The 26211-nt window shown below is 69.7% G+C and carries 33 protein-coding genes; 16 read left to right on the top strand and 17 right to left on the bottom strand.

Features of this window, described 5'->3' with window-relative positions:
* The first annotated feature begins 136 nt into the window (after window positions 1–136).
* The 8 genes from ACSHWB_RS37885 (at window position 137) to ACSHWB_RS37850 (ending at window position 5636) form a co-directional block, all read left to right on the top strand.
* Entirely contained in the window at window positions 137–646 is a 510-nt protein-coding gene (locus ACSHWB_RS37885; protein ID WP_439658126.1) for a general stress protein, read from the top strand.
* Window positions 643–864, top strand: a complete 222-nt coding sequence (locus ACSHWB_RS37880; protein WP_439658125.1) for a hypothetical protein — start codon at window positions 643–645, stop codon at window positions 862–864. The genes ACSHWB_RS37885 and ACSHWB_RS37880 overlap by 4 nt, the downstream gene beginning before the upstream one ends.
* Before the next feature lie 70 nt (window positions 865–934).
* Window positions 935–1615, top strand: coding sequence for a hypothetical protein (locus tag ACSHWB_RS37875; protein WP_439658124.1), 681 nt, complete (start codon window positions 935–937; stop codon window positions 1613–1615).
* Window positions 1616–1678: 63 nt separating this feature from the next.
* Window positions 1679–2434, top strand: coding sequence for a TetR/AcrR family transcriptional regulator (locus tag ACSHWB_RS37870; protein ID WP_439658123.1), 756 nt, complete (start codon window positions 1679–1681; stop codon window positions 2432–2434).
* Window positions 2431–3267 carry an NAD(P)H-binding protein gene (locus ACSHWB_RS37865; protein WP_439658122.1) on the top strand — a complete coding sequence of 279 codons (837 nt, stop codon included), beginning with the start codon at window positions 2431–2433 and terminating at the stop codon, window positions 3265–3267. The genes ACSHWB_RS37870 and ACSHWB_RS37865 overlap by 4 nt, the downstream gene beginning before the upstream one ends.
* A 7-nt stretch (window positions 3268–3274) precedes the next feature.
* Entirely contained in the window at window positions 3275–4060 is a 786-nt protein-coding gene (locus tag ACSHWB_RS37860; RefSeq protein WP_439658121.1) for an HAD family hydrolase, read from the top strand.
* Between the two features lie 63 nt (window positions 4061–4123).
* A complete protein-coding gene (locus ACSHWB_RS37855; RefSeq protein ID WP_439658120.1) occupies window positions 4124–4354 on the top strand; it encodes a hypothetical protein in 231 nt (76 codons plus the stop codon).
* 7 nt (window positions 4355–4361) lie between these two features.
* Window positions 4362–5636, top strand: coding sequence for an RNA polymerase sigma factor (locus ACSHWB_RS37850; RefSeq protein ID WP_439658119.1), 1275 nt, complete (start codon window positions 4362–4364; stop codon window positions 5634–5636).
* Between the two features lie 118 nt (window positions 5637–5754).
* Here the strand turns inward: ACSHWB_RS37850 and ACSHWB_RS37845 are convergent, their stop codons facing one another.
* From ACSHWB_RS37845 to ACSHWB_RS37835, 3 genes are all read right to left on the bottom strand, one after another.
* Window positions 5755–6645, bottom strand: a complete 891-nt coding sequence (locus ACSHWB_RS37845) for an NmrA/HSCARG family protein (protein WP_439658118.1) — start codon at window positions 6643–6645, stop codon at window positions 5755–5757.
* Between the two features lie 120 nt (window positions 6646–6765).
* Window positions 6766–7191 carry a MarR family winged helix-turn-helix transcriptional regulator gene (locus tag ACSHWB_RS37840; RefSeq protein ID WP_439658117.1) on the bottom strand — a complete coding sequence of 142 codons (426 nt, stop codon included), beginning with the start codon at window positions 7189–7191 and terminating at the stop codon, window positions 6766–6768.
* Window positions 7192–7288: 97 nt separating this feature from the next.
* The gene (locus ACSHWB_RS37835) at window positions 7289–7879 is read right to left on the bottom strand and encodes a LysE family translocator (RefSeq protein WP_439658116.1); all 591 of its coding nucleotides are present in this window, start codon (window positions 7877–7879) and stop codon (window positions 7289–7291) included.
* Between the two features lie 124 nt (window positions 7880–8003).
* Between ACSHWB_RS37835 and ACSHWB_RS37830 the strand changes: the two genes are divergently transcribed.
* Window positions 8004–8426 carry a VOC family protein gene (locus ACSHWB_RS37830; RefSeq protein ID WP_439658115.1) on the top strand — a complete coding sequence of 141 codons (423 nt, stop codon included), beginning with the start codon at window positions 8004–8006 and terminating at the stop codon, window positions 8424–8426.
* Here ACSHWB_RS37830 and ACSHWB_RS37825 read toward each other — a convergent pair.
* Window positions 8419–9189: an AraC family transcriptional regulator gene (locus ACSHWB_RS37825; protein WP_439658114.1), complete on the bottom strand. Its 771-nt coding sequence runs from the start codon at window positions 9187–9189 to the stop codon at window positions 8419–8421. The genes ACSHWB_RS37830 and ACSHWB_RS37825 overlap by 8 nt on opposite strands.
* Window positions 9190–9255: 66 nt before the next feature.
* Here ACSHWB_RS37825 and ACSHWB_RS37820 point away from each other — a divergent pair, with 66 nt between their 5' ends.
* The 3 genes from ACSHWB_RS37820 (at window position 9256) to ACSHWB_RS37810 (ending at window position 13748) form a co-directional block, all read left to right on the top strand.
* Window positions 9256–9810, top strand: coding sequence for a TIGR03086 family metal-binding protein (locus ACSHWB_RS37820; RefSeq protein WP_439658113.1), 555 nt, complete (start codon window positions 9256–9258; stop codon window positions 9808–9810).
* 8 nt (window positions 9811–9818) lie between these two features.
* Entirely contained in the window at window positions 9819–10502 is a 684-nt protein-coding gene (locus tag ACSHWB_RS37815; RefSeq protein WP_439658112.1) for an aspartate/glutamate racemase family protein, read from the top strand.
* Between the two features lie 90 nt (window positions 10503–10592).
* Entirely contained in the window at window positions 10593–13748 is a 3156-nt protein-coding gene (locus tag ACSHWB_RS37810; RefSeq protein WP_439658111.1) for a S8 family serine peptidase, read from the top strand.
* Between the two features lie 70 nt (window positions 13749–13818).
* Here the strand turns inward: ACSHWB_RS37810 and ACSHWB_RS37805 are convergent, their stop codons facing one another.
* Genes ACSHWB_RS37805 through ACSHWB_RS37785 form a run of 5 tightly spaced genes read right to left on the bottom strand, consistent with a single transcriptional unit; the run spans window position 13819 to window position 17092 of the window.
* Window positions 13819–14229 carry a YciI family protein gene (locus ACSHWB_RS37805; RefSeq protein ID WP_439664741.1) on the bottom strand — a complete coding sequence of 137 codons (411 nt, stop codon included), beginning with the start codon at window positions 14227–14229 and terminating at the stop codon, window positions 13819–13821.
* Between the two features lie 5 nt (window positions 14230–14234).
* Window positions 14235–14633, bottom strand: a complete 399-nt coding sequence (locus ACSHWB_RS37800) for a VOC family protein (RefSeq protein WP_439658110.1) — start codon at window positions 14631–14633, stop codon at window positions 14235–14237.
* 45 nt (window positions 14634–14678) lie between these two features.
* Window positions 14679–15245: a TIGR03086 family metal-binding protein gene (locus ACSHWB_RS37795; RefSeq protein ID WP_439658109.1), complete on the bottom strand. Its 567-nt coding sequence runs from the start codon at window positions 15243–15245 to the stop codon at window positions 14679–14681.
* Window positions 15246–15249: 4 nt separating this feature from the next.
* Window positions 15250–15921 (bottom strand): RraA family protein, encoded by a 672-nt coding sequence (locus ACSHWB_RS37790; RefSeq protein ID WP_439658108.1) that lies wholly within the window; start codon window positions 15919–15921, stop codon window positions 15250–15252.
* 10 nt (window positions 15922–15931) lie between these two features.
* Entirely contained in the window at window positions 15932–17092 is a 1161-nt protein-coding gene (locus ACSHWB_RS37785) for an MFS transporter (protein WP_439658107.1), read from the bottom strand.
* Between the two features lie 75 nt (window positions 17093–17167).
* Between ACSHWB_RS37785 and ACSHWB_RS37780 the strand changes: the two genes are divergently transcribed.
* Both ACSHWB_RS37780 and ACSHWB_RS37775 read left to right on the top strand, forming a co-directional pair.
* Complete coding sequence (locus ACSHWB_RS37780; protein WP_439658106.1) at window positions 17168–17905, top strand: DeoR/GlpR family DNA-binding transcription regulator; 738 nt, start codon at window positions 17168–17170, stop codon at window positions 17903–17905.
* Window positions 17902–18450 carry an HAD family hydrolase gene (locus ACSHWB_RS37775; RefSeq protein ID WP_439658105.1) on the top strand — a complete coding sequence of 183 codons (549 nt, stop codon included), beginning with the start codon at window positions 17902–17904 and terminating at the stop codon, window positions 18448–18450. Before ACSHWB_RS37780 ends, ACSHWB_RS37775 begins: the two co-directional genes overlap by 4 nt.
* Window positions 18451–18457: 7 nt before the next feature.
* Here ACSHWB_RS37775 and ACSHWB_RS37770 read toward each other — a convergent pair whose 3' ends face one another.
* A complete protein-coding gene (locus ACSHWB_RS37770; RefSeq protein ID WP_439658104.1) occupies window positions 18458–19057 on the bottom strand; it encodes a helix-turn-helix domain-containing protein in 600 nt (199 codons plus the stop codon).
* A gap of 97 nt (window positions 19058–19154) precedes the next feature.
* Here ACSHWB_RS37770 and ACSHWB_RS37765 point away from each other — a divergent pair, with 97 nt between their 5' ends.
* Complete coding sequence (locus tag ACSHWB_RS37765) at window positions 19155–19892, top strand: SDR family NAD(P)-dependent oxidoreductase (RefSeq protein ID WP_439658103.1); 738 nt, start codon at window positions 19155–19157, stop codon at window positions 19890–19892.
* Here ACSHWB_RS37765 and ACSHWB_RS37760 read toward each other — a convergent pair whose 3' ends face one another.
* The 6 genes from ACSHWB_RS37760 to ACSHWB_RS37735 all read right to left on the bottom strand — a co-directional run bounded on the left by ACSHWB_RS37760 (window position 19893) and on the right by ACSHWB_RS37735 (window position 24781).
* Window positions 19893–20429 (bottom strand): vitamin K epoxide reductase family protein, encoded by a 537-nt coding sequence (locus ACSHWB_RS37760; protein WP_439658102.1) that lies wholly within the window; start codon window positions 20427–20429, stop codon window positions 19893–19895. It lies immediately after the preceding gene.
* The gene (locus ACSHWB_RS37755; protein ID WP_439658101.1) at window positions 20426–21022 is read right to left on the bottom strand and encodes a DsbA family protein; all 597 of its coding nucleotides are present in this window, start codon (window positions 21020–21022) and stop codon (window positions 20426–20428) included. The genes ACSHWB_RS37760 and ACSHWB_RS37755 overlap by 4 nt, the downstream gene beginning before the upstream one ends.
* Before the next feature lie 54 nt (window positions 21023–21076).
* Window positions 21077–21448, bottom strand: coding sequence for a hypothetical protein (locus tag ACSHWB_RS37750; RefSeq protein WP_439658100.1), 372 nt, complete (start codon window positions 21446–21448; stop codon window positions 21077–21079).
* A 30-nt stretch (window positions 21449–21478) separates the two neighbouring features.
* The gene (locus ACSHWB_RS37745) at window positions 21479–22897 is read right to left on the bottom strand and encodes a carboxylesterase/lipase family protein (RefSeq protein WP_439658099.1); all 1419 of its coding nucleotides are present in this window, start codon (window positions 22895–22897) and stop codon (window positions 21479–21481) included.
* A 68-nt stretch (window positions 22898–22965) separates the two neighbouring features.
* Window positions 22966–23532 (bottom strand): TetR/AcrR family transcriptional regulator, encoded by a 567-nt coding sequence (locus ACSHWB_RS37740; protein ID WP_439658098.1) that lies wholly within the window; start codon window positions 23530–23532, stop codon window positions 22966–22968.
* A gap of 214 nt (window positions 23533–23746) precedes the next feature.
* The gene (locus tag ACSHWB_RS37735; protein WP_439658097.1) at window positions 23747–24781 is read right to left on the bottom strand and encodes an NAD(P)-dependent alcohol dehydrogenase; all 1035 of its coding nucleotides are present in this window, start codon (window positions 24779–24781) and stop codon (window positions 23747–23749) included.
* 93 nt (window positions 24782–24874) lie between these two features.
* On the opposite strand from ACSHWB_RS37735, the gene ACSHWB_RS37730 reads away from it, so the two are divergent.
* Entirely contained in the window at window positions 24875–25462 is a 588-nt protein-coding gene (locus ACSHWB_RS37730; protein ID WP_439658096.1) for a TetR family transcriptional regulator, read from the top strand.
* Here the strand turns inward: ACSHWB_RS37730 and ACSHWB_RS37725 are convergent.
* Window positions 25459–26208: an SAM-dependent methyltransferase gene (locus ACSHWB_RS37725; protein WP_439658095.1), complete on the bottom strand. Its 750-nt coding sequence runs from the start codon at window positions 26206–26208 to the stop codon at window positions 25459–25461. The two genes, ACSHWB_RS37730 and ACSHWB_RS37725, sit on opposite strands and share 4 nt — an antisense overlap.
* Between the last annotated feature and the right edge of the window lie 3 nt (window positions 26209–26211).

Below are 26211 nucleotides of genomic sequence, written 5' to 3'. Positions count from 1 at the left end.
CCTCGGAAAACACCGGAGTCGCTGGAAATCACGCTTACCGGCAGGGAGCTGAGTCACACCAGCTCAACTTTGGGAACAACCACGGGGCCGCGTTCGTAATACCGGGTGTAGGGATCGCAATTCGGAGGTGTTGGAAATGACCACCGCGACTCCGTTCGCCACGGGAGCAAATTCCACGGGCGTCAACGCACTGCCCACTCCGCCCACTGGCTGGCCCATCGGTTCCTACGGGACCTACGAAGAGGCCCAGCGGGCCGTGGACCACCTGGCGGACAACGACTTCCCCGTCGCGGACGTCACCATCGTCGGCGTCGAGCCGATGATCGTCGAACGCGTCACCGGCCGGTTGACCTGGGGCCGCGTCCTCGGCGCCGGTGCCGCGTCGGGTGCCTGGTTCGGTCTGTTCGTCGGCCTGCTGCTCGGTTTCTTCTCGACCGGCGGCGCCCTCGCCCCGATCATCGCGGGCCTCGTCTTCGGTACGGTCTTCGGCCTCGCGAGCGCCGCCGTCCGCTACCGCGCGACCGGCGGGCGTCGTGACTTCGCCTCGGTCACGCAGCTCGTGGGCGGACGCTACGACGTGCTGAGCGCCCCGCGCAGCGCGGAACGCGGCAAGGAGATGCTGACGACGCTGGCCTGGCGTTCATGACCACCCCGCTGACGGTCGACGAGCTGCGCACCGCGCTCGACGACATCCGGCAGACCAGTGCCCGGCTGGGCACGCAGGCCGCCAACCTCGCCGGACGCGCCGAGCACGACCTGGGCCACGACGTCGCCGAGATCGTGAAGGACCTGAGGGCAGCCGCCAGTCAGCTCCGGGTCACGCAGCTGCTGCTGGAACCTGCCGGCTCCGATCTGGCAGCCTGAACGAACGCTCCCACCACAGAGGAAACGCCGTCCCGATCTTCGGGGCGGCGTTTCCGCTTTACTGGCGGCCATGTCCACTGCGGGGGAAGCGGTCCGGCTGCACTGGTGGAGAGCCGCGCTGCTCGTCGCGGCCGTGGTCGTGGGGACGTTCCCGTGGACCGTGGCGCCTTCGGGACTGTTCGGTGTCGTGCCGATCCTCATCTGGTGTTTCCTCGCGCGGTCGCCCCGTGCCGGGGTGGTCGTCGGGCTGATCCTGCTGACCGTGCTGGTGTGGTTCGTGGTGCCGCGCGGGCTCGGGTGGTCCGGATCGCTGGTGCCCTCGGAGGTCGAGGTCTACTGGCTCTACCCGGTGATCGCGGCGGTCGTGTGCCTGCCGGCCCTGACGAAGGTGGGGAGCGGCGTGGTCGGGCTCGTCGCCATGGTCATGACGGGGTTCCTGGCCGCGGCGGTCGTCCTGCTCGGTCAGCTGGAGGCCAAGCCCGGTGACGAGGCCGTGCTGCCGGCGCCGGCTGGTTTGCGCGTGGCCGAGGGCAGTGGCTACTGCGGTTCCGGCAACTGCTCGCGAGAGGTGGTGGCGACCGGAGACCGCGCACCCGAGGTGATGCGTGCGCACCTGGAGTCGCACGGGTTCACGGCTCGGACGCCGGTGCGGATGTGCCGGGCCACCGGACTCGTGTTCACGCACGAGGTGTGCGCGGAGTCGAAGACGATCTCCGCCGACGCCGTCAAGGTGACCTGGTACGTCAACTAGCCACTCATTCCCGTACGTCATACGGTATTGTTTCCGTATGGCCTACGGAAATGGGGTGGACGGATGGCCGCCGAACGCAGCGGCGGGGGAGACCCGGCCAGGACGCTCGCGCTGCTCTGGCGCGGGCCGCAGGAGCCGAAGCCGGTCGGCAGGAAACCGAAGGTGAGCGTCGACCAGATCGTCACCGCGGCGATCGCGGTGGCCGACCGCGAGGGGCTCGGCGCGATGTCGATGGCCCGCGTCGCGCAGGAGCTGACCGTCGGCACGATGTCGCTCTACACGCACGTGCCCGGCAAGGCCGAGCTGATCGACCTCATGGCCGACGCGGTGTTGCAGGAGCGGGAGCTCACGCCGGAGGGCACGTGGCGTGAACGCGTCAAGCACTACGCCGACCGCACGCGTGCGGTCTACCAGGCGCACCCGTGGATGCGGGACGTGTCGATGGTGCGGCCGCCGCTCGGGCCGGGGCTGATGGACGGCCAGGAGTTCGTGCTGGCCGCGCTCGCCGACTCCGGGCTGGAGCCGAGGCAGGTCACCGTCGCGCACGTCGCGGTCGAGGGGTTCGTGCACGGTGCGGCGGCGTCCGAAGTCGATGACCAGCAGCTCGCGGCCGTCACCGGCGAGTCCGGCGACTCGTGGTGGGGCTCCCGGCAGCTGTTCTGGGACGACTACTTCGACGTCGAGCGCTACCCGGCGATGACGGCGCTGTGGAACGCCGGCGCCTACGAGACCGACGGCACGCTCGCCGACACCATGCGCAGCTCGTTCGACTACGGGCTCGACAAATTGCTCGACGGCATCGAAGGGGGCATGCGATGACGACACTGGTGACCGGCGCGACGGGCAACGTCGGCAGGCTGGTGGTGCGAGGACTCACGGGTCCGGTGCGGGCGATCACCCGCGACCCGGCCAAGGCGGACTTCCCCGCCCACGTCGACACGGTGAAGGCGGACCTCGACGACCCGGACAGCATCCCGTTCGGCGGCGTCGAGAAGCTCTACCTGTTCGTGCACCCGCCGACCGCCCAGGAGGTGGTCGACCGCGCGGTGCGGGCAGGCGTGCGGCGGATCGTGACGCTGTCCTCCGGCGCCGTGACCTATGGCTACGACACCACCCACCACCTGCCGGTCGAGCAGGCCGTCGAGGCGTCCGGCGTGGAGTGGACGCACCTGCGGCCGGGCGAGTTCGCGGCCAACAAGATCGACCTCTGGGGCCCGTCGATCCGCGCGGACGGCACGATCGTGCACCCCGACCCGGACGGGTTCGGGCAGCCGATCCACGAGGCCGACATCGCCGACGTCGCGGTCAAGGTGCTGCAGGAGGACGGGCACGCGGGCAGGGCCTACAACCTGTCCGGGCCACCGCAGCTCACCCAGCGCGACATGGCCCGCGACATCGGTGCCGCGATCGGGCGCACGCTGACGTTCCAGGACGTCACCGTCGAGGAGGCGCTCGCCTACTACGTGAGCGTCGGTTGGCCGGAGGAGATCGCCCGGTACATCCTCGGCATCGCCGGGTACGAGGGTGGCGATCCCGACGACTTCGCCGACTACGAGTTCGTCGTGTCGCCGGACTACGAGGAGCTCATCGGCAGGCCGTACCGGACGTTCGCGCAGTGGGCGCGTGATCACGCGGCCGACTTCACCGCATGATGGTCCGGTGAAGCTGATCGCGACCGACCTCGACGGCACGCTGCTGCGCGACGACCGAACGCTGTCGCGCCGCACGCTCGCCGCGTTGCGCGCCGCCACCGAGTCCGGCGCCCAGGTCGTGTTCGTGACGGCACGGCCACCGCGGTTCGTCGACACGCTCCCCGCGGGGCTCGTCGGCACGGCGATCTGCAGCAACGGCGCGATCGTCTACGACCTCGGCGAACGCGCGGTCATCAGCACCAGGACGCTCGACGTGGCCGTCGCCCGGGAGGTGGCAGCCACGCTGCGGGCGGCGGTGCCGTCGGCCGGGTTCGGCGTGGAGACGGGTCACCGGCTGCGCTACGAGCCCTCCTACCTGCTGCGGATGCCGGAGGACGCCGCTGCCGAACACCCGGTCGAGACGATGGACGAGCTGTGGGCGACGCCGTTCGTGAAGCTGCTGGCGTACTCAACGCACCACAGCGCGGACTTCATGGTGGCCGCGGCCGAGAGCGTCTCGGCGGGTCTGGCGCAGTTCACCCACTCCGGCGGCCGCGGGTTGCTCGAGGTGAGCGCGCGCGGCGTGAGCAAGGCGGGCACGCTCGCGGCGCTGTGTGCGGAGTGGGGCGTGGCGGCGCACGACGTGGTGGCGTTCGGCGACATGCCCAACGACCTCACGATCCTGCGCTGGGCAGGCACCGGCTACGCGATGGCCAACGCGCACCAGGACGTCCTCACCGCAGCGGACCGCCTGACGCTGAGCAATGAGGAGGACGGCGTGGCCGTCGCCCTCGAGCACCTGCTCACCCGCTGATCATCGCGTCGATTCCGGACCTCCTCGTTCGACGTCCGAGTAGAGGGCGATCGAGGAGGTCCGGTGCGGTTCATGGTGTTCGTCAGGAGCCCGAGACCGTTGGCGGCGCTGCACGGGGACGTGCTGGTGCGCGCGGGTGTCCTGCTCGACGCGGGCGACTTCGTCCCGGACGCGTGCGGGATCACCGGGTACTGGCTGATCGACGTCCGCGACCACGAGGAGGCGGTCGAGCGGATCAGGCGCATCGCCCTCCCGGCGTGCGTCGTGGAAATACGTCAGGTGGCTGTGGTCTGATTCCTCCATGGGGGCTATCTCGGTGCACCGCACTATCGACGCGGTCTGGCGGATGGAGTCGGCGAAGGTCATCGCCGCCCTGGCGCGCTACGTGCGCGACGTCGGTCTGGCCGAGGAGATGGCCCAGGACGCGCTGGTCGCGGCCCTGGAGCAGTGGCCACAGGAGGGTGTGCCGAAGAACCCCGGCGCGTGGCTGATGACCACGGCGAAGCGGCGGGCGATCGACCAGATCCGGCGGCGGGAGAACTTCAACCGCAAGGTCGAGGAGATCGGCCGCGACGTCCAGGAGGCCACGCCGGACGCGAGCGACGGCATCGAGGACGAGATCGGCGACGACCTGCTGAGCCTCATGTTCACCGCCTGCCACCCGGTGCTGGGCACGGAGGCGCGGGTCGCGCTCACGCTGAAGATGCTGGGCGGTCTCAAGACCGAGGAGATCGCCCGCGCGTTCCTGGTCAGCGACGCGACGGTGGCCCAGCGCATCGTGCGCGCGAAGAAGGCACTGGCCGACGCCGGGGTGCCGTTCGAGGTGCCGGAAGGTCCCGAGCTCGCCACCAGGCTCGCGTCCGTGCTCGAAGTGATCTACCTGATCTTCAACGAGGGCTACTCCGCGACCCAGGGCGACGACTGGCTGCGTCCTGAGCTGTGTGCCGAGGCCCTCCGGCTCGGCCGGGTGCTTGCCGAGCTGGCGCCCAAGGAGGCCGAGGTCCACGGCCTGGTCGCGCTGATGGAGATCCAGGCCTCCCGCACCAAGGCGCGGACCGGGCCCGGCGGTGAACCCGTGCTGCTGCTCGAGCAGGACCGGGGTCGCTGGGACTGGCTGCTCATCGGCCGCGGCCTCAAGGCCCTCGAACGCGCCGAAGCCCTCAACCAGCCGCCCGGCCCCTACTACGTGCAGGCCGCCCTCGCCGCGTGTCACGGCCGCGCGCGCAGGCCCGAGGACACCGACTGGCAGCGCATCGCGACGCTCTACCAGGTGCTCGCAGGGATCTCGCCGTCCCCGATCGTCGAGCTGAACCGCGCGGTGGCGTTGTCGATGGCCTACGGACCCGCCGCCGGGCTCGCGTTGATCGACGAGATCGCGGGCGAGAAGGCGTTGCAGGGCTACCACCTGCTGCCCAGCGTGCGCGGCGACTTCCTCGTCAAGCTCGGGCGCAACGCCGAGGCGAAGGCCGAGTTCGAGAAGGCCGCCGGGCTCACCCGCAACGAACGCGAGCGGACGTTGCTGCTGGAACGCGCCGCTGCCTGTCAGGCGAGCGATGAGGCGCACGCCCAGCCGTAGATCGTCATGGCCGGCTGAGGCTGGTCGACCAGCAGCCCGACCTGGAACCGGTCGGCGCGGTGGCCGTGCCATGTCCGGGACCGCCACGCCGGCAAGATCACGACCTGCGGCTGGAGCATCAGGAACGGATCCGGTCTGCGGGCGCGGTCCAGCCGGTGGAGCGGATCCACTCGGCCAGGTCCCGGGTGGTCGGCTCGATCGCCTTCACCGCTGCGAGGTCTGACGGGTGTTCGGACGCCTCAGCGAACTGGCGGAACATCGCCTTGTCGAGGTCGTTGCCGAGGACGCTCAGTGGCAGGGCCTCGTAGCGTGACGGCAGCCCGGCGCGCGCGCCGAACGCGGCGGCGATCTGAGGGCCCGTCGGCTCGTCGCCGATGACCTCGATGGCGTCGCCGGGCACGTCCGCGGTGTCGAGCAGGATCGCGGCGGCGACCTGGCCGATGTCCCTGATCGAGATCATCTTCAGGGCGACGTCGTCCGGCAGCGGCAGCCTCAGCACGATCGTTCCGTCCTCCAGGCTCGGCGCCATCACGGTCGTGAAGTTCTCCATGAAGGCGGTCGCGCGAACCATCGTGGTCCTCAGACCGGAAAGCTTCAGGTATTCCTCGATGCGGTGCTTCGAGTCGTGGTGCGGCACGCCCGTTTCGCGATCCGCCCCGCTGACCGAGTTGAACACGACGTGGGGCACGCGCGCCGCGGCAGCCGCATCGACAAGGGCGGTGCCCACTCGGACCTCCTCCTCGACCTCCTCGAGGCTGTTCGCCTCCGGGGTCATGAAGTAGAACGCGTCGACCGCCTCCAGCGCGGCGACCGTTGACGCCGGGTCGTCGATCCGGACGGTCGCCAGCTCGACGCCCCGGGCGGCCAGCGCCTGCGCTCGATCGGACTCGGGGGTGCGGACGAGAGCCCGCACCCGCGCTCCTCGGGCCAGGAGCGCGTCGACGACCGCCCCGCCCTGCTGTCCCGTCGCACCGAAGACCGCGATCGCACCGTTTTCCCGCGTGGCCATGTCGTCACCTCTCGCTGAGGAATGGCATGAACCCTGACTAGTTCATGCCATGAACGAACTTAGTTCATGGCATGAACTGATGCAAGGCATGCGGGTGCCCAGGGGGGACTGCACGGTATGTCAGGGCGAGGTGGACGCCGAGACGCCCGACGCGTCCACGATGGCGGTGGCAAGGCGTTCGAGGTCGCGCTGGTCGTCGGCGCCGAGGTTCTCCGCGATGTCGGGCAGGCGCTTGGTGGTCTCGGCGAACACCGCCTCGGCGAGCACCTTCCCCGTGGGCGTCACGCTGAGCATGATGACCCGCCGGTCCTGCTCTGAACTCGCTCGGCTGACCAGGTGGCGCCGCTCGGTGCGATCGACGAGCTGACTCAGCGCGTTCTTGGTCATGCCGAGCGCGGCGGCGAGGTAAGTCATCTGCCGCGGCTCGTCCTTGACCGCGCACAGCAGCGTGGCCTGCAAGGAAGTCAGGTCGTACTCGGCGCAGATCTGCGCGTACCTCCGCTGGATCAGGACCGACAGCCAGAAGAGCTTGTCGCCGTAGTCCACGCCCGCCGCCCCTCGTCTGGTGCCGAACGCCCAGTCTACCGACGCCGACCGGCCTGCCCGACTGTCCAGCCGGGGACCGGTTCAGCAGGCCCTGCGGTCAGCTCAACGCCAGCTTCAGGCCCAGCGCCGCGAACGACGCCGCGAAGAACCGGCGCAGCCACACCATCACGCGTGGCCGGGCCAGCACCCGGTCGCGCATCGAGGCCGCGAACACCCCGTAGCCCGCGAACACCACGAACGTCAGCGCCATGAACACCGCGCTCAGCGTCACCATCTGCCCGAACCCGGTCGCGAACTGCGGCAGGAACGCCACGAAGAAGATCGTCAGCTTCGGGTTGAGCAGGTTGATCAGCACCGCCGACACCACGACCGCACGCGCCGACGCCGGTGCCGCCGCGGTGTCCACGACCAGTTCGCTCTTGTCCCGCAACGTCGCCCACGCCAGGTAGACGAGGTACGCGACCCCCAGGTACTTCACGATCTCGAACGCCAGCGCGCTCGCGTGCAGCAGCGCCGCCAACCCCGTCACGGTCGCCAGGACGTGCGGCACGATCCCCAGCGTGCAGCCGAACGCGGCGATCACGCTGGCCCTGCGGCCGTGCGCGAGACCGGCGGACAACGTGTACAGCACACCGGTGCCGGGTGTGGCGACCGCGATCAGCGTCGTGACCAGGAAGGCGAGGCTCATGCCGGTGAACTCTGCCGTCAAAGCGGTCCAGGCAGGAGAGCCAAAAACGCCTCGCGAAGTTGGACCACTTCGAACGTCGAAGAGAGGTCGTGGGCTCCGTCCCAGGGGCATGAGCATCAAGAGCATGCACCACGTGGGAATGACCGTCACCGACCTCGCGGCCGCCGTCGCGTTCTTCGAGGCGCTCGGCATGGAACTCGAAGGCAAGGCGCACATGGAGGGCGAGTTCGTCGACGGCGTCATCGGGCTCGACGGCTCCAACAGCGACATCGCCATGATGAAGACCCCCGACGACCGGTACCGGATCGAGTTCAGCCAGTTCCAGGCCCCGCAGAGCATCGACGGCAGCTCGCACGCCCCGATCCACGCCCTCGGCCTGCGGCACATCGCGTTCGTCATCGACGACCTCGACGCCACCCTCGCCCGGCTGAAGCCGCACGGCGCCGAGCTGGTCAGGAACGTCGAGACGTACGAGGACATGCTGCGGACCTGCTACGTCCGCGGTCCCGAGGGCATCCTCGTCGAGCTGTGCCAGTACTTCACGTGAGCGCCCGCGCGTACGCCGTGGGGGAGACGCCCACGGTCTGCGTGAAGTCCCGCACGAGGTGGGCCTGGTCGCTGTACCCGAGGTCGGCGGCCAGGTGCGCCCACTCCACGTCCGACTCGGCGCGTTCGAGCGCCTCGTGGATGCGGTAGCGCAGGATGACCCACTTCGGGCTCACCCCGACGTAGTCCGCGAACAGCCGTTGCATCGTCCGCACCGCCACGCCGCAGTCCCGCGCGAAGTCCGCGACCCGCCGGATCTCCCGGTCGTCCCGGATCCGCTGGACCAGCTCCATCGCCAGCGTCGCCTGCGGGTCGGGCACCGGTCCCATCTCCAGCAGGAACGCGTCGAGCGCTGCCACCCGTTCGTCCTCGTCCTCCACGTCCAGCACCAGGGCGGAGGGGACGTCGAGGCGCACGTGCCGGCCTGTCCACTCCGACACCGGTTCCGCCCGGAACGGACGGAACCCGCCCGGCCGGAACTGCACGCCCGCCACCCTGATCCGTCCGTCGAGCACGCGGCTGAACAGCCCCAGCCCCACTCCGGCGATCTCCGGCTGGGCGAAGCCGCGTTCGAAGACGACGTTCACGGACGGATGCGGCACGACGTGCGTGGTGTACGGCGCGTCCAGCTGACCGTCGATGAGCCAGTAGTGCTCCAGATAGGGCTGCAGCTCCGGGCACGGCATGCGGCGGCGGAACCGCACGCGGGCGAACAGCTCGCGCGCGTCCACGATCCCCCGAGTGTCCCGGCGCGGCCCCTGCACAGCGCAGATCCTAGGTTGGCGCGTTTCTTCAAGAAGGGCGAAGTGCCCGGAAATAGGCTCACGACCATGAAGCTCAGCGTTCTGCTCGACCGAGCCCGCGACCACGCGTTGCCCGTCATCGCGAACATCACCGACGACGACCTGGCCAAGCCCACGCCGTGCGCCGACTACGACGTCCGCGCCCTGCTCGACCACCTGCTGCACGTCGTCGTCGAGTTCCAGAAGCTCGCCGCCAAGCAGGACGCCGACTTCAGCCACACCCCGTCCTACCCGGACTGGCGCGCGCAGTACCCGGCCGAGTCCGCGAAGCTCGTCGAGGCGTGGGGACAGCCCGGCGCCACCGAGGGCATCGCCGGCAACATGCAGATGCCCGCCACCGTCGTCGGCGGACTGGTGCTGCTCGACCTCACCATCCACGCCTCCGACCTCGCCCGGGCCACCGGCCAGAGCTTCGAGCCGGACCCCGAGGTGTTCACCGAGGTCGCGGGTCTGGTCAGCCAGATGGGGCCGATGGCGATCGAGATGAAGGTGTTCGCCGCACCCGTCGAGGCACCCGCCGGCGCGTCGCCGTTCGAGCAGCTGCTGGCCACCACCGGCCGCGACCCGCGCTGGAGTGCTTGACTGGCCCCATGCTGACGATCGGGATGCTGGGCGGGATGAGCTGGGAGAGCAGCGCGGAGTACTACCGGCTGGCGAACGTGCTCGTACGGGAACGGCTCGGCGGGCTGCACTCGGCGAAAGTCGTGCTGCACTCCGTCGACTTCGCCGAGATCGAACGCATGCAGGTCGAGGGCCGCTGGGACGACGCGGGCAAGGCGCTCGCCGAGGCCGCCGCACACGTGCAGGCCGGCGGCGCCGACTTCCTGCTGATCTGCACCAACACCATGCACAAGGTGTTCGACCAGGTCCAGGCCGCCGTCGACATCCCGGTGATCCACCTCGGCGACACCACCGCCCAGGCCATCAGGCAGGCCGGCCTCACCACGGTCGGCCTGCTCGGCACCGGGTTCACCATGGACCAGCCGTTCTACCGCGAACGCCTGGAGTCCCACGGCCTGAAGGTCCTGCTGCCGTCGGCCGAGGACCGCGCGATCGTGCACCGGATCATCTACGACGAGCTGTGCCTGGGAGTCGTGCGCGACGAGTCCCGGCGCGCCTATCAAGACGTGATCGCACGGTTCGAAGGGGCGGAGGGCGTCATCCTCGGCTGCACCGAGATCGAACTGCTGATCTCCCAGGCAGACGTGCCGATTCCGGTGTTCCCGACCACCCGCCTGCACGTCGAGGCGGCCGTGGAGCGCGCTGTTCTGTGAACCGTTGATGTGACCTGGCGTACAACGCGACCACCCTGGGGAGTGTCTCAGTCACTGAGGGCTAATCCTCCGTGAACCAGGGGAGTTCGCTTGAAACGATCACATCTCGCCGCAGGGTTGACGGCTGTCGTGGTTGCCGCCACGGCAGCCGTTCCTGTTTCGGCGGCGCCACAGGAGCACCAGGTCCGTGCGGACGGGCTGACCACCAAGGTCACGCTCATCACGGGTGACGAGGTCGTCGTCAGCAACGGCAAGGTCACCGCCAGAGGGGCGCAGGGCAGGGAGAACGTCGGGTTCCGCAGCTTCAAGGACCCGCGCGGCGACCTCCACGTGGTCCCGCTCGACGCCCAGGCCCGGCTGAACTCCGGTGAGCTCGACGAGCGCCTGTTCGACGTCTCGCTCCTGGCCAGATCGGGCTACGACGACGCGTCACGCAAGACGCTTCCGCTGATCGTGCAGGGGCAGGGGATCAGCGCGGCGAACGCCGAGTCGTTGCCGAGCATCGACGCTCGCGCGATCACGGTGGAGAAGAACGGCTCGTTCTGGGCCGGTGTCCGGGCGGCGGGCACCGGCAAGATCTGGCTCGACGGCAAGGTCACGGCGTCGCTGGACCGCAGTGCCGCGCAGGTCGGTGCGCCGCAGGCCTGGGAGAAGGGCTTCACCGGCAAGGACGTCACCGTTGCGATCCTCGACACCGGCGTCGACGAGACGCACCCGGACCTCGCGGGTGCCGTCGTCGAGTCCAAGAACTTCAGCGACAGCGACACCACCGACGACCGCGTCGGCCACGGCACGCACGTCGCGTCGACCGTCACCGGCGACGGCAAGTACAAGGGCATCGCGCCCGACTCGAAGCTGATCAACGGCAAGGTGCTCGGCGACTACGGTGGCGGCGCCGAGAGCGACATCATCGCCGGCATGGAGTGGGCCGCGGCCAAGGCCAAGGTCATCAACATGAGCCTCGGCAGCTCGTGGCCCGACGAGGGCACCGACCCGATGTCGCTGGCTCTCAACCGCATCACCGAGCAGACCGGCGCCTTGTTCGTGGTCGCCGCGGGCAACTCCGGTGGCCCCATCGGCTCACCGGGCTCCGCCGACGCGGCCCTCACCGTCGGCGCGGTCAACCGCGACGACACGCTCGCCGAGTTCTCCTCGCGCGGCCCGCGCTGGTTCAACAACGCCGTGAAGCCCGACATCACCGCGCCGGGCGTCGACATCGTGGCCGCCAAGGCCAAGAACGGCCAGATCGGCACGCCCGCCGACGAAGGACACGTCGCGCTGTCCGGCACGTCGATGGCCACGCCGCACGTGGCGGGCGCGGCGGCGATCCTCGCCTCGCAGCACCCGGCGTGGAAGGCGGAGGACATCAAGGCCGCGCTGATGAACAGCGCCAAGCCCAACCCGTCGCTGAGCATCTACGAGCAGGGCGCCGGGCGTCTGGACGTGGGCCGCGCCGCGTCGTCGGCCGTCACCACGGACCACGGCAGCTTTTCGCTGGGCACCGCCGCGTGGCCGCACGACGACGACAAGCCCATCACGCAGAAGCTGACCTACCGCAACAACGGCACCTCCGCCGTGACGCTCGACCTGAGCATCGCCGAGGTGAAGCCCGCGGGCTCCGGCCTGTACAGCGTCTCGCCCGCGAAGCTGACCGTCCCGGCGGGCGGCACGGCCGATGCCACGATCACCGCGGACACTCGTGCGGCGGTGGCCGACGGCGTCTACGGCGCCGTGGTGCTGTCGTCCGACGGCGTGCGGGTGCCGATCGGTGTGGTGAAGGAGGTCGAGAGCTACGACGTGAAGCTCACGTTCCTCGACCACAACGGCGCGGCGACGCCGAACTACAACTACCGGTTCGTCAGCATCGACCAGCCGCAGGCGTACTTCCGGTTCGACCCGTCCGGCACGCTCGTGCAGCGCCTGCCCAAGGGCAAGTTCTTCCTCGACGGTTCGGTCAGCACGCGAGACCCCGACCCGACGAAGGGCGGAATCACCACCGCGCTGACCGAACCGGCGCTGGACGTCACCGGCAACACCGAGATCGTGTTCGACGCACGGGACGGCGTGAAGCCGGCGATCGCGGTCGACCAGAAGGACGCCAAGCCGGCCAGCGCAGCCCTCGCGTTCCTCATGCAGGCCAACTGGGGTGAGACCGGCGGAGGCTGGTACCTCAACGACTTCGAGACGGTCCGCGTCCGCCCGTCGAAGACGACGTGGCCGAAGTTCGAGTTCTACGCCGAGTCGGTGCTGGCCAAGCCGGACGCCAACGGCAAGTTCGACGGCAGCCCGTACCAGTACCACGTGCGGATCGGCGAGAAGACCCGCGTGCCGGCGAACCTCCAGCGCTCCGTGAAGGACCGCGAGCTCGCCCGCGTCAACTCCATCACGCACGCCCGCGTACCGGGCTCGGTCGGCCAGCGCGACAACGGCGCCTCGGGCCCGCTGCCGTTGCGGCTCAAGGAGTTCTACACGCCCGGCATCGAGTGGTCCGGCTCGCTGGCGGAGTTCACGAAGCTCGGCGAGTACCCCAGCCTCGGTTACCAGAGCTCGGTCGCGCCGCGCGTGTTCCAGCTCGGCCGCCCCACCACCGAGCACTGGAACAGCGCGGTCTACGGCCCCGGCGTACCGCACCAGCCGGGAGCCGTGCGCTTCGCCGGACGCGTGGGCAACCTGCTGCGCATGGACCTGCCCGTGCACAGCGCACAGGGCATGTACGGCTACTCCTCGCCGAGCACCGGCCGCACCACGGTCACGCTGGACGGAAAGGTCATCTCCGACCAGCCCGAGGCCGGGTACGCCTACATCCCGAACGCGCCGGCGGAGAAGAAGCGCTACACCGTCCACACCGAGGCCGCCCGCGACTCGTTGTCGTCGAAGGTGACCGCGGACTGGTCGTTCTCCTCCGAGCACGTCGCCGGCGATCTCTACCAGTCGGTGCCGCTGCTGGCCGTCCGGTTCGCGCCGGCGCTGGACGAGAACAACCGCGCCGGACGCGTGCTGACCGTGCCGATCACGGTGGAGCGCAACGGAACGGGTCCCGTCACGAACATCAAGGACCCGGCGGTGCAGGTGTCCTACGACGAGGGCAAGACGTGGAAGCCGGTGTCGCTGCGCAAGACGCGGGCGGGCTGGCAGGTCACGCTGATCCATCCGCACGGGGCCAAGAACGTGTCGTTCAAGGCTCGCGCGGCGGACGCGGGTGGTGACGTCCAGCAGACGATCATCCGCGCGTACGACCTGAAGTAGCTGTTGCTCCCGCACGCGGGGACCTTTCGTACCGCATGTCGGTACGAAAGGTCCCCGCGTGCGCTCAGTGCTACGTCTGGTACGGCGCCAGGGTCTCCGGGTCCACGTCGGGCGCGGACATGATCGGGTGCACCTCGATCGGCTGGTTCAGGATCTTCCCGCCCGGCCCGGGACACGCCGAGGCCTTGCGGGCGATCTCCAGCAGCCGTTCCTGGCTGGCGACGTCCACCACCCAGTACCCGGCGATGACCTCCTTGGACTCGGCGAACGGTCCGTCCACCACGACCGGCCCGTCGTCGCTGCCGCGCACCACGAACGCCCGCGCCGGACCGCTCAGCCCCTCGGACTGCAGCAGCTCGCCGGACGCGCGCAGCTCGGCGTCCAGGTCGCGCATGTAGGCGATCATGCGGTGCATGTCCTCGTCGGACCAGGCGGCCAGGCCCTCCCAGTCCTCCTGGCTGCCGCCGTAGCTGACCAGCATGTACTTCACTTCCACTCTCCACCGGTCGCGCGGGCCTTGATCTCCTGCACGGCCCAGCTGTTGCCGTCCGGGTCGTCGAAGAAGATGAACGACCCTCCGTCTGCCTCGTTCATGCGCACGATCTCGCCCACCTCGACGCCGCGCTCGACGAGCTGCGCGCGGGCCTTCTCCAGGTCCGAGACGACGAGCTGCACGCCCTTCAACGTTCCCGGCTCACCCTTGACGATGCCCTTGCCCATCACGATCGAGCAGCCGGAGCCGGGCGGGGTGAGCTGGAGGACGCGCGTGTCCTCGTTGAACGTCGTGTCGTGGTCGACCTTGAAGCCGAGCTGCTCCTCGTAGAACCGCTTCGACCGGTCGAGATCCGACACCGGTACGACGATGACTTCCAGGGTCCAGTCCATGTTCGTTCCTCTCAGCGGCTGCCCTACACGGACCCGTCGAAGGGCTCAGAGACTTTTCGACATGGGGTCCCGGCCCACATACCCGAGCAGCCTGTCCTGCAGCGGGGCGTCGTCGGGCACCGCGATCTCGGCGCCGTAGACCTCGATGCCGGGACCGAACGCGCCAGGCGTGCGGAAGCGTTCCATCAGTTCGGGCGGCACGGCGGTCGCGGTGGCCCAGAGGCGTTCGACGTCGGACGCCGGGATCGTCTCGTCCTGGCCGGTGGCGCGGGCGAGGTCCCAGCCGTGCAGCACCAGGTCGTCGCTCACGACCTGGTCGATGTGGTCCTCGAGCGTCATCGGGCCGCCGGGGGTGGAGACCTCGCTCCGCGCGCGGTCCGACTCCAGCGCCTCCTCTACCTGGCGGCGGGCCTCGCGGAAGTCCGTGAGCGGATCTTCGGTGCGTGGGATCGGGTGGCCGAGCATCACGCCGTGCATGTCGACGACGTGGTCCACGACTTCGAGCGCGGTCCACTGCGCGCACGGCGACGCGTTGGTCCACTGGTCCGAGCGCACGCCCGCGACCTTCGCCTCGAACGCGTCAGCACGTGCCCGGTATCTCGCCAGAATCATGGCCTCACTCCTCGACGGCGCCGCCGATCTTGCGCAGGTGCTCGCGGAACGTGAGTCCGCTCGCCAGGTACTCGCCGAACCTCAGCTGCTCGCGCAGGGACTCACCCTGCCGCACGCGGTCCGCCTGCGCTCGTTCGACGTCGCGGATGCCGCGCGCCTTCTCGATGAGCGTCTCCGCGTCCGAGGCCGGCACGAACAGCACGCCGTCGTCGTCACCGAACACGACGTCGTCGGACGTGACGGTCCACTGGTCGACCTCGGCCGTCGAGAGCGCCTCGGGGGCGCGGTCGCGCAGGCTGAGCGGTCCCGTCGGGTTCGCGCCGAGGCTGAACACCGGCAGTCCGATCGCGCGGATGTCCTGGGTGTCGCGGTGCAGGCCCCAGATCACGACGCCGGCGAGCCCTGCCTGCTGCGCCTCGAGCACGATCAGGTCGCCGACGCAGGCCTCGTCGGTGCGGCCGATGTTGTCGACGACGAGCACGTCGCCGGGCTCGCTGCGCTCGATGGCCTCGAGGAAGATGTCGACGCTGCCCGCGTGCCGGGCGGGCAGCACGCGGCCGCAGGTCTTCGAGCCGGGGATGACCGGCGTCAGCGTGACGGTGCGGACCGGGATGTTCGCCCGGATGCACGCGTCGGCCAGATGTGCGGTGGTGAGATCCAGTTCGGCAAGATCCATGGGCGCATTCTTACGCCGAGACCTTCTCCTCGGCGGGATCGGTGCGGAGAACGTTCGCCGACAACGCCGCGACCAGGCACAACGCCACCGGCAGCAGGAAGGCGATGTTGAGCGGCACGATGTGGGTCAGCCAGCCGATGACCGCCGGTCCGGCCAGCACGCCGAGGTAGCCGAGCCCGGCCACGCGCGAGACGTTGGCCCCCGCCGCGCCGGGTTCCGCGTGCCCGGCCGCGCTGAACAGCTGCGGCACCGTGCCCGACAGCCCGATGCCGGCGATCGCCCAGCCCACCAGCGCGAGCCAGATCCACGGCGAGAGCGCCGCGGTCGCGATGCCCACGGCGCCGATCACCGAGCCCCAGCGCAGCACCATCACCGAACCGACCTTCGCGGTGATCCGGTCCGCGAGCAGCCGGCCGACGGTCATAGTGGTGGCGAACGCGCCGTAGGCCAGGGCCGCGATCTGCGGCGGGGCGTCGAGGATGTCCTGCAGGTGCAGCACGCTCCAGTCGTTGGCCGCGCCCTCGCTCAGCATCACCAGCAGGGCGAGCACCGCCATCACCCAGATCCGGCGCGGTGCCTTGCGCTTGCCGGTCTGCACGGCGGCGTGCTGCTCCTCCTTCTCGTCGAGCAGCAGCCTCGCGGTCACCAGGCTCACGACGACACCGAGCACGGCGGCGGCACCGAGGGTGGTGGCGGGGGAGAGTTCCCAGCTCAGCGTCCGTGCGCCGGTCAACGCGGCGGCGACACCGCCGAGGGACCAGGTCGCGTGGAACGCGGACATGACGGGACGGTTGTAGTGCCGTTCCACCACGACCGCGTGCGCGTTCATGCTGACGTCGATCAGCCCGTTGCCGAGACCGAAGATGAGCAGCGCCGCGCCGAGCGTCCACTGGTTGAAGGCCACACCGGGCAGGAACGCCGTGACGCTGCAGAACACACCTGCGGCGGGCACGACCAGTTTGACGCCCACGCGGTCGGTGAACTTGCCGCCCAGCCTCATGCCGATGAACGCGCCCAGGCCGAGCAGCAGCAACAACCGGCCGAGCTCGGCGTGGCTGATGCCGGTGCGGTCCTCGACCGTCGGGATGTGCACGAGCCACAGCCCGAGCAGGAACCCGTTGAGCCCGAAGTAGGTGAAGGTGGCCACCCGCGCGGCCTTGAGAGCGTTCACACGGAGCACGCTAACCGAACACCGTCAATGTTTGAAAGCTTGAGTTTCGAACATCACTGATGTTCAATCGAGGCCGTGTCCCGACTGAAGCAGATCACCGAGGCAGTCCGCGACGCCGGCTCCCTCGGTGTGGCGGAGCTGGCCTCGCTGACCGGCGCCTCCGAGATGACCATTCGCCGCGACCTGGAGGTCCTCGCAGCTCAGGGCGTCCTCGAACGCTACCGAGGTGGCGCCCGCAGCCTGCTGCTGCGCGGTTCCGAACCGCCGTTCGCACTGCGCTCGGACGAGAACACGACCGCCAAGCGCCGCATCGCCGCCACCGTGGCCGCCCTGATCGCGGACGGCGAGTCCGTCGTCCTGGACAGCGGCACCACGTGCCTGGAAGTGGCCCGCCTGCTGCACGACCGACGCCTCACCGTCATGCCGTTGTCCCTGCACGCCGTGAACGCACTGTCTTCTTCTTCGACCCTCACACTGCTGGTCCCCGGCGGCCGTCCCCGCCCAGGCGAACTGGCCCTGACCGGCCCGCTCACGCTGGCTTCCGTGCAGGCGTTGCGCTTCGACACGGCCGTGATCGGCTGCTGCGGTCTCTCCGCCGAGCACGGCCTGACCGCCTTCGACCTGGAGGACGCCGCGGTGAAACGAGCCGCCATCGCCTCGGCCCGCCGCGTGATCGCCGCGGTCGATGCCTCGAAACTGACCCGCACCGCCCTCGCCCACGTGGCGCCGGTGTCCTCTTTGGACGCCGTCGTCACCGACGCGGACGGCGACGACGGCCTCACCGCCGCGGGCGTCACGGTGGTGACGGCATGATCGTGCTGTTCGACATGTTCGGCGTCATCGCGCGCGACCAGTCACCCGACGTCATGAACACCATGAGCACGTCGCCAGACTTCTGGGACGCCTACTGGTCCCACCGGCCCGCCTACGACCGCGGCGACGTGACGGCCGACGAGTACTGGGCCCTCGTGGGCCACCCGCCGCTGGTGGAGCAGGACGTCGCGAGCTGGAGCCGCGTCGACTACGAGATGGTCGCGCTGCTGCACGACCTGCACAACGCGGGCCGGCGGATCGCGTTGCTGTCGAACATCCCCGAGGACCACGCCCAGAACTTCGAACGCACCCACGCGTGGCTGGACCTGTTCGAGGTGCGCGCGTTCTCGTGCCGCATCGGGCACGCCAAGCCGGACCGGGCGGCTTTCGAGTGGTGCCGGGATGCGTTGGGAAACGAGGACATCCTGTTCGTGGACGACCGGGTGGAGAACGTGCGGGCGGCGGAGCTGGTGGGGATGCGGGGGCATCACTTCACGGGGATCGACGGGCTGCGGCCGGTGCTCGGTACGCCGCAGCCCCTGTGACGGGAAGTCACCTCTGCCGCGGTTCAGGCGGCACGGTCCGGACCCGCAGATGGGCGCGCTCTCCCTGCAGACCGAGGAGGCTCAGCACCTCGACGGGGTGCTCATCGGCGTTGCCGAACCAGTGGGGCGTCCGGGTGTCGAACTCCGCCGCCTCACCGGGCCCCATGACCAGGTCGTTGTCACCCAGGAGCAGCCGCAGGCGCCCGTCGAGCACGTAGAGCCACTCGTAACCCTCGTGACTGGACCGCTCCGGCTCGGAGGAACGCGCCCTCGGCGAGATGATCAGCTTGTAGGCCTGCAGGCTGCCCGCGCGCCGGGTGAGGGGCAACATCGTCATGCCGTGCCGGGTGACGGGGGTGAGACGCAGCCGGGGGTCGCCGGTCTGCGGTGCTCCGATCAGCTCGCCGATGTCCACGCGCAGCACCCGTGCCAGCGGGAGCAGGAGTTCCAGGGTGGGGCGACGGTGGCCGGACTCCAGGCGGGAGAGCGTGCTCAGGGAGATGCCGGAGGACTGCGCGAGGGCGGTCAGCGAGAGACCGCGCCGGGTGCGAAGCCCTTTCAGGCGGGGACCGACGGCCGCCATCGTCGACGAGGTTTCGTCATCCATGCCCCAACCTTGCCACCGCGGCAAGATTCTTTGCAGTTCCGCACGAACGGCCTGAACCCTGCTTCTACACCGCCGCACCACGGAGAGAAGCGCGAACATGAGCAAGGACCTCGCCCGGCAGACCGCACTGGTCACCGGAGCCACCGCGGGCATCGGCCGCGCCACCGCACTCGCGCTGGCCGCACGCGGCGCCGACGTCATCGTGCACGGCCGCGACGGGGAACGTGCCGCCCTCGTCCTGCGCCAGATCGAAGCCCTCGGCGCCGGCGCCCGCTTCGAGCCCGCCGACCTGTCCGACCCCACCGAGGTGACCACCCTCGCCGAACGCGCAGGGGACGTCGACATCCTGGTCAACAACGCGGGCATCTTCCGCTTCGCCCGCACCGCCGACACCGACCAGGCCACCTTCGACGACCACGTCGCCGTCAACCTCCGCGCCCCCTACCTCCTCGTCCAGGCGCTCGCCCCCGGCATGGCCGAGCGTGGTCGCGGAGCGATCGTCAACATCAGCAGCGGCGCCGCCACGACCCCAGGTATGGGCAGCGGAATCTACGGCGCCACCAAGGCGGGCCTCGAATCCCTCACCCGAGTCTGGGCGGCCGAGTTCGGGCCCGCCGGCGTCCGGGTCAACGCCGTCGCCGCCGGTCCCACCCGCACCGAGGGCACCGCCGGCTTCGGCGAGGCGTTCGAGTCCGCCGGACAGGCCGTCGCACTCCAACGCCTCGCCAACCCCGAGGAGATCGCCGCGGCCGTCGCGTTCATGGCCTCCCCGCAGGCCAGTTACGTCAACGGCACGGTCCTGAGCGCCGTGGGCGGACTTCCCGCCCACGGCTAGTCAGAACAGTGACGACCAGTAGAACCAGAACGCCTGCAACACCCCACCCGCGATCACCAGATACCACAGGATCAGCACCACGCTGTGGAACTGGAACGACGGCCGGATGTTCCGCAAGGTCGTGTACCAGAAGATCGGGATCATCACCGCCCACACCACCATGCAGTACGGGCACAACGCCCCGATCTCGTACAGCGACTGCACGATCAGCCAGTGCACGAAGAGCACGCCGAACGTCACCCCGACCTGCAGCCCGATCCACACCCACGACGGCAGCGTCACCCCGGCGAGCAGCAGCACGCCGAGGGTCGTCACCACCGCGAAGCCCGCGACGCCGATCAGCGGGTTCGGGAAGCCGAACACCTCGGCCTGGGCGGTCTTCATGATCGAGCCGCAGCTCAGCACCGGGTTGATGCTGCACGTCGGCACGTAGAACGGGTCCTTGAGCAGCGCGATCTTCTCGATCGTCAGCACGAACGACGCGGCGAGTCCGACGAACCCGCCCACTGCCAGCACCCAGGCGACGATCCGGTTCACGAACGCACCTTCTCGATGGCCGCCTTCAGGGCGTCGTAGGTGGGGGCGCCGGTGAACTTGGTGCCGTTGACGAAGAACGTCGGCGTGCCCGTGACTCCGGCCTTGCTGCCCTCGGTTCGCTGGGCAAGGACGCGGTCGCGCAGTGCCGGGTCGTCGAGTGCCTTGTCGAACGCGGCCTGGTCGAGGCCGAGTTGCTGGGCGAAGGCGGTGAACGCGGCGCGCTGCGACGTCTGCTGGCCGCCCCACTCCTGCTGCGCGTCGAACATCAGCCTGAACATGTCGTCGCGCTTGCCCTGGGCGGCTGCTGCCTCCACGGCCACGGCGGCCAGTTCCGCGTTGCGGTGGCTGGGGATCGGGAAGTGCCGCACGTCGAACGTCACGCGGTCGCCGTACTCGGTCTTGAGCCTCTCGACGCTCGGGTAGGCGGCGCGGCAGGACGGGCATTCGAGGTCGAGGTACTCGACGACGGTCACCTTGCCGTCGGCGGACTGGGGTGCGGCGGTGGTGTCGGTGCGGCTGAAGAAGATGAAACCGGCGACCACCACCGCGACTACGGCGACGATGATCAGGGACAGCCGGGCGTTCTTGGACATGACGAAGAAACCTCCACGAAGGCGGGATGGACCGAACCGCAGAACGGGGTCGGTCTAGGCGCGCAGCACGCAGAGTTGGGCGAGCCGCACTTCCAGCCGGCGTGAAGGGGGAGACAGAACCGAAGGCAGGCGCATCAGAAGCACCCGGAACGAGCCGGAGCGCCGCAGCACGGCGAACCCGATGAGCACGGCCAGCGCCACCACGAGGCAGGCTCCCGCGACGAGGATGCCCTCGATCAGGCCGCCGTCGTCCGACTGGTCGGAGTGGGCCACCGCGTGCGTGCTCGACGTGGGGCACTGCGCGGTCCAGGCGAACTCCGTCTCGCACGGAGTGCCCTGCATCATCGCGATGCCGGCGACCAGCGCGAGCACGGCGAAAACCCGCGCGAGATACGCGCGGGTTCGCGAGCTGCGGGTGCCTGGCACGTGATCCAGGGTAGCGAGGACCGGCCGGGGCTAGTTCCAGAACCCCAGTTTGTGCTCGGCCGCGTAGTCCACGCGCCCGATCGCACCGGGAGCCAGTGACTGCACGTACTGACCGTCGGAGAACCGCGGCCACCCAGGCGTGCCGCCACGGGCGAAGTCCGTCCACGCCTTGATCATGTGGTCGGACAGCCCGCGGTCCTTGGCGAAACCGGTGCCGGGGAACAGGTACTCGATGTCGGACGAGTGGTTCGCGCCGTGCAGGTCGGCGGGCAGCGACGGGTCCGTGGCTGCGTTGCGGTCGGCGAACTCGAACGCGTAGACGGGCGCCTTCTTGGCGTACAGCGTGTTCTGGCGGTACGTCGACCGCGCCCACATGCGGTCCGTCAGCAAAGTCGCCCACGCCTGCTTCGGCGACGCGTACGCGCTGACCGGGTACTCGCGTTCGATCTCGGCCGCGCGGTCCGGGAACGCCTCCCGCACCAGCCGCGAGTAGTCCTCAGTGGACATCGGGTCCGGCCGGAACAGGCCCACGAAGCTGTTGTGCTCGTCGCGGGTCGCGCCGGCCAGGATCGGCACGTCCGCGAACTCGCCCGCCTCCAGCGACTCGACCGGCAGCCGGGGGAGTAGTGAACCGCCGTAGCCGACGGGCTGGAAGATGTTCATGATCTGCGGGTAGTCCAGCAGCTTCTCGACCGGCAGTCGCCGCAGGCACTCGACGTCCGCGCAGCCCAGCTCGGAGCTGATCATCGTGCCGATCTCCTGGATCTCCGGCACCGCGCGCCACGCCAGTGACGGCAACGCCTCCAGGTCCGGAAACCAGGCGCCGCGCGGGACGTCCACCAATGTGAACGAGCTGTGCATGATCGCCTTGTGGAACAGCGGCTGCTGCCCGATCAGGTGTGCGCCCACGGCCGTCGCGCCGAACGAGACGCCGAACAACGTCACGTTGCCCGGGTCCCCGCCGAAGCCGGAGATGTTGCGCTGCACCCACTCCAGCGCCGCCCTCTGGTCGAGCAGCCCGAACTCGCCGGAGTGCTCGAGGCCCGGCAGGCCGAAGCCGCCGAACACGCCCATCCGGTAGTTGAACGTCACCACGACGACATCCCCTTGCCGCGCAAGGCGTTCCGCGTCGAAGTAGTGACCGGCTCCGATCGCGCCGTCGCCGTGGATCCACACCAGCACCGGCTTGGAGCCGTTCACCGACGGCGTCGTGACGTTGGCGAACAGGCAGTCCTCGTCCGTGCTCTTCGTCTCGGAGTAGCTGGACCCGACCTGCGGGCACGGACTGCCCGGCTTCAGCGCGTCCCGCACCCCGCTCCACTCCGCGGCGCGCACCGGCGGCTCCCAACGGGCCGCGCGGGCGTACGGAACCCCCTGGAACCGCAGGTGCCCGTCCCGCACCTCACCGCGTACCTGCCCGGTGTCGGTCGTGACGACGTCCGACGGCATGGCCTCCCCCTTTCCGCATGCGCTGAGCAGCAGCAATGCGGTGACTAACAACGTCCCCCGACGCATGGCTAACCTCCCGTGGCCAGCTCGACGGCCGCGATCAACTCCCTTTCGCAGACGTCGAGATCGAGTGCCCCGGACCGCAGCACGACGCCGTTGCGCATCGCGAGCACGAACACCGCCATCACGTCCGGGTCGAACACGCGGAACTCGCCGGCCTCCTGCCCTTGTCTGAGCAGTCCGGCGAGCGCCACGTGATCGGAGTCGGCGATGCCCCCGTCCGTCACCGCCGCGTGGGCCCTGATCCGCAGGAACGCCACCATGTCCGCGCGGTGCTCGCGCAGGAACGCGATGTTGGCGACCAGGAACGCCCGCAGCTCCTCGCGAGCTCCGGCCTGGCCCATCCGCGCGTGCACGAACCCTTGGAAGCGCTCCAAGATGTCCGCGAACACGACGTCGACGAGCTCCTGCTTGTTCTTGAAGTGGTACGAGATCAGGCCCGTGCTGCTCAGTCCGGCCCGCGCCGCGATGGCCTTGAACGACGCCTCCGCGTAGTCCAGCTCCGCGATCGTGGCGATCGCCGCCGCCACGATCTGCGCCCGCCGGGCCTGCTCGGTCACGGACTTTGCTCGCATGAGCAAAATTTAGCACGCCTGAGCAAACCGTGCGGATCTCGCGGCCTGGACCGACGCCGTCGCCCGCACCGAAGAACGCTTCGGCCCGGTGGACATCCCGATCAACAACGCCGCCTATCTCAGCGTCGGCACGACGGAGAGCATCCCGCTCGACGAGTTCCGGCGGGCGCTCGACACCAATCTGACGGGCACCCGGACTCGTCGTCTGAGCTCTTCAGTCGAGGTCGGACAGGTCCAGCACGAAGCGGTAGCGGACGTCGCCGCGTTCGAGCCGGTCGAGGGCCTCGGTCACGCGGGCCGACGGCAGCGTCTCGACGTCGGCGACGATGCCGTGCGCGGCGCAGAACTCCAGCATGGCGGTGGTGGCGGGAAGCCCGCCGCTGCCACCGGAGCTCAGCTTCTTGCGGCCGACGAGCAGGTCCATCGTCTCCACGGTGACGGATCCGAGGTAGCCGACCTGGCTCAGCGTCCCGTCCACGGCCACCAGCCTGAGATAGGGGCCGAGGTCGTGCGCCACGGGGATGGTGTCGATCAGCACGTCGAACCGGTCGCGGGACGCCGCCGCGCTCTCCGGGTCGGTGGAGACGACGACGTCACGGGCACCCAGCCGGATCGCGTCGCTCGCGCGGTCCGCGGATCGGCTCACGACCGACACCTCGGCACCCAGGGCCGCGGCGAACTTGACCGCGAGGTGCCCCAGCCCGCCCAGGCCGGCCACCGCGACGCGCGTCCCCGGACCGACGCCCAGCGCGCGCAGCGGTTCCCACACCGTGATCCCGGCGCACAGCAACGGCGCCGCGGCCGCAGGGTCCAGCCCGGACGGCAGGGGATGGGCGAACCGCTCGCGGACGACGTACTCGCGGGAGAAGCCGCCCATGGTCGTCGTTCCGTCGTGACGATCCTTGCCGCCGTAGGTGAGCGTGGGGAACTCACGGCAGAAGTTCTCCTGTCCCGCCGTGCACATCGTGCACACGCCGCAGGAGTCGACGATGTTGCCGACGGCGACGGAATCGCCGACCCGGAACGCCGTCACTTCGGCACCGGTCTCGATCACCACGCCGGTGAACTCGTGACCAGGCACGAGCACGTCCTCGCCGTTGTGCCCGCGCACGGCGTGCAGGTCCGTGTGGCAGACACCGCAGAAGTCCACCCGGACCGCGATGTCGTCGCGCCGCAGGTCACGCCTGTTGATCGGTACTTCGTGCAGCTTGGCGGGTCCGTCGGCCTGCCAGCCGGTGGTGGCGCGCATGACTTCTCCCTTAAACAGACTGTTCGGTCTATTTCACGCTACCCCCGGAGGGGACGCAAAGTAAACCGACTGGTCTGTCGGTACAGTTCGGTCATGTCCGACCAGCAGCTGACCGCCCGTGGCGCGGCCACGCGGCAACGCATCATCGACGTGGCCACCCGCGAGTTCGCCGAGCACGGCATCGCCGGAGCCCGCATCGAACGGGTCGTCGCCGCGGCGCGCACCAACAAGGCGCAGCTCTACGCCTACTTCGGCAACAAGGACGGGCTGTTCGACGCGATCTTCTTCGCCTCGCTGGAGCGGATCGTCAACGTCGTGCCGATCGACGCCACGGACCTCGCGGACTGGGCCGTGCGCCTCTACGACGAGTACCTCGAGCGCCCCGACCTCATCCGGCTCGCGACCTGGGCCCGCCTGGAACGGCGCCCCACCGGGCATCTCGTCGCCGACACCGATCGCCTGGACCAGAACAAGCTCCAGGCGATCACCGCGGCGCAGCAGGCAGGACTGATCCGGGCCGGCGACCCGTTCGACCTGATGGCCATGGTCATCGCGATGTCGATGACGTGGTCACCGGTCAGCAACGTCTACGCGGCGTCGATCGACGAACCCGCAGAGGTCCACGACCGCCGCCGGGACTTCCTGCGCGACAGCGTCCGCCGCGCGGTCGCGCCGGACTAGGGCCTGGTGCGCCGCAACAGGAGCACGACGAACCCGAGATATCCGCGGTAGCCGCCCAGCCAGTTGGTGCGGTGGTCCGCTGACATCTGGAGCGCGAGGTCGTGGTCGGGGTGTCCGGGGTTGTCGAGGGCCCACTGGGCGAGGGTGCCGGTCCAGCACCACTCGTACTCGTCCCACTCCGCGAGGGTGCTGACGTACCCGTAGACCGGGGTCCACCCGTCGGCGACGACCTGGGCCACGGTGGTCGGGAGATCCGCGTACTTCTGCGGACCGTCCTCCTGTTGCGCGCGGACGGCGGCGTCGGGTTCGCGCTCCCAGAAACAGTCGCCGAGCAGGAGCATCCCGTCTTCGGCGAGGTGTTCGCGAGCGGCGTTCAACGTGGGCAGCAGCCCGCCGTACGCGTAGGCGGCACCCACGCTGAGCACCAGGTCCGCCTTCCTGGTCGACCGGTACTCGGCGACGTCCTCGCGGCGCAGGTCCAGCCGATCGGCCAGACCGAGCCGGGCGGCCTCGCCCAGGACCTGGTCGAAGCCTTCACCCGAGATGTCGACTCCGACAGCCGTCACGCCGTCGTGCGCCTGGATTGCGCTTAGCAACCAGGTGCCGTCGCCGCAGCCCAGATCGAGCAGGTGATCGTCCGGCTTGCGGATGGCCCGGTCGAGGAGGTGCGCCACCGTGCTGTCGCTCAACGGCGCGGATATCGGGTGGTCGGTGTGCGCGATGGCAGCGAGTTCACGTCGGCCCATCAG

The sequence above is a fragment of the Lentzea sp. HUAS TT2 genome, assembly GCF_051853195.1.
Classification (GTDB): domain Bacteria; phylum Actinomycetota; class Actinomycetes; order Mycobacteriales; family Pseudonocardiaceae; genus Lentzea.
This window is presented reverse-complemented; position numbering and strand designations above follow the sequence as displayed.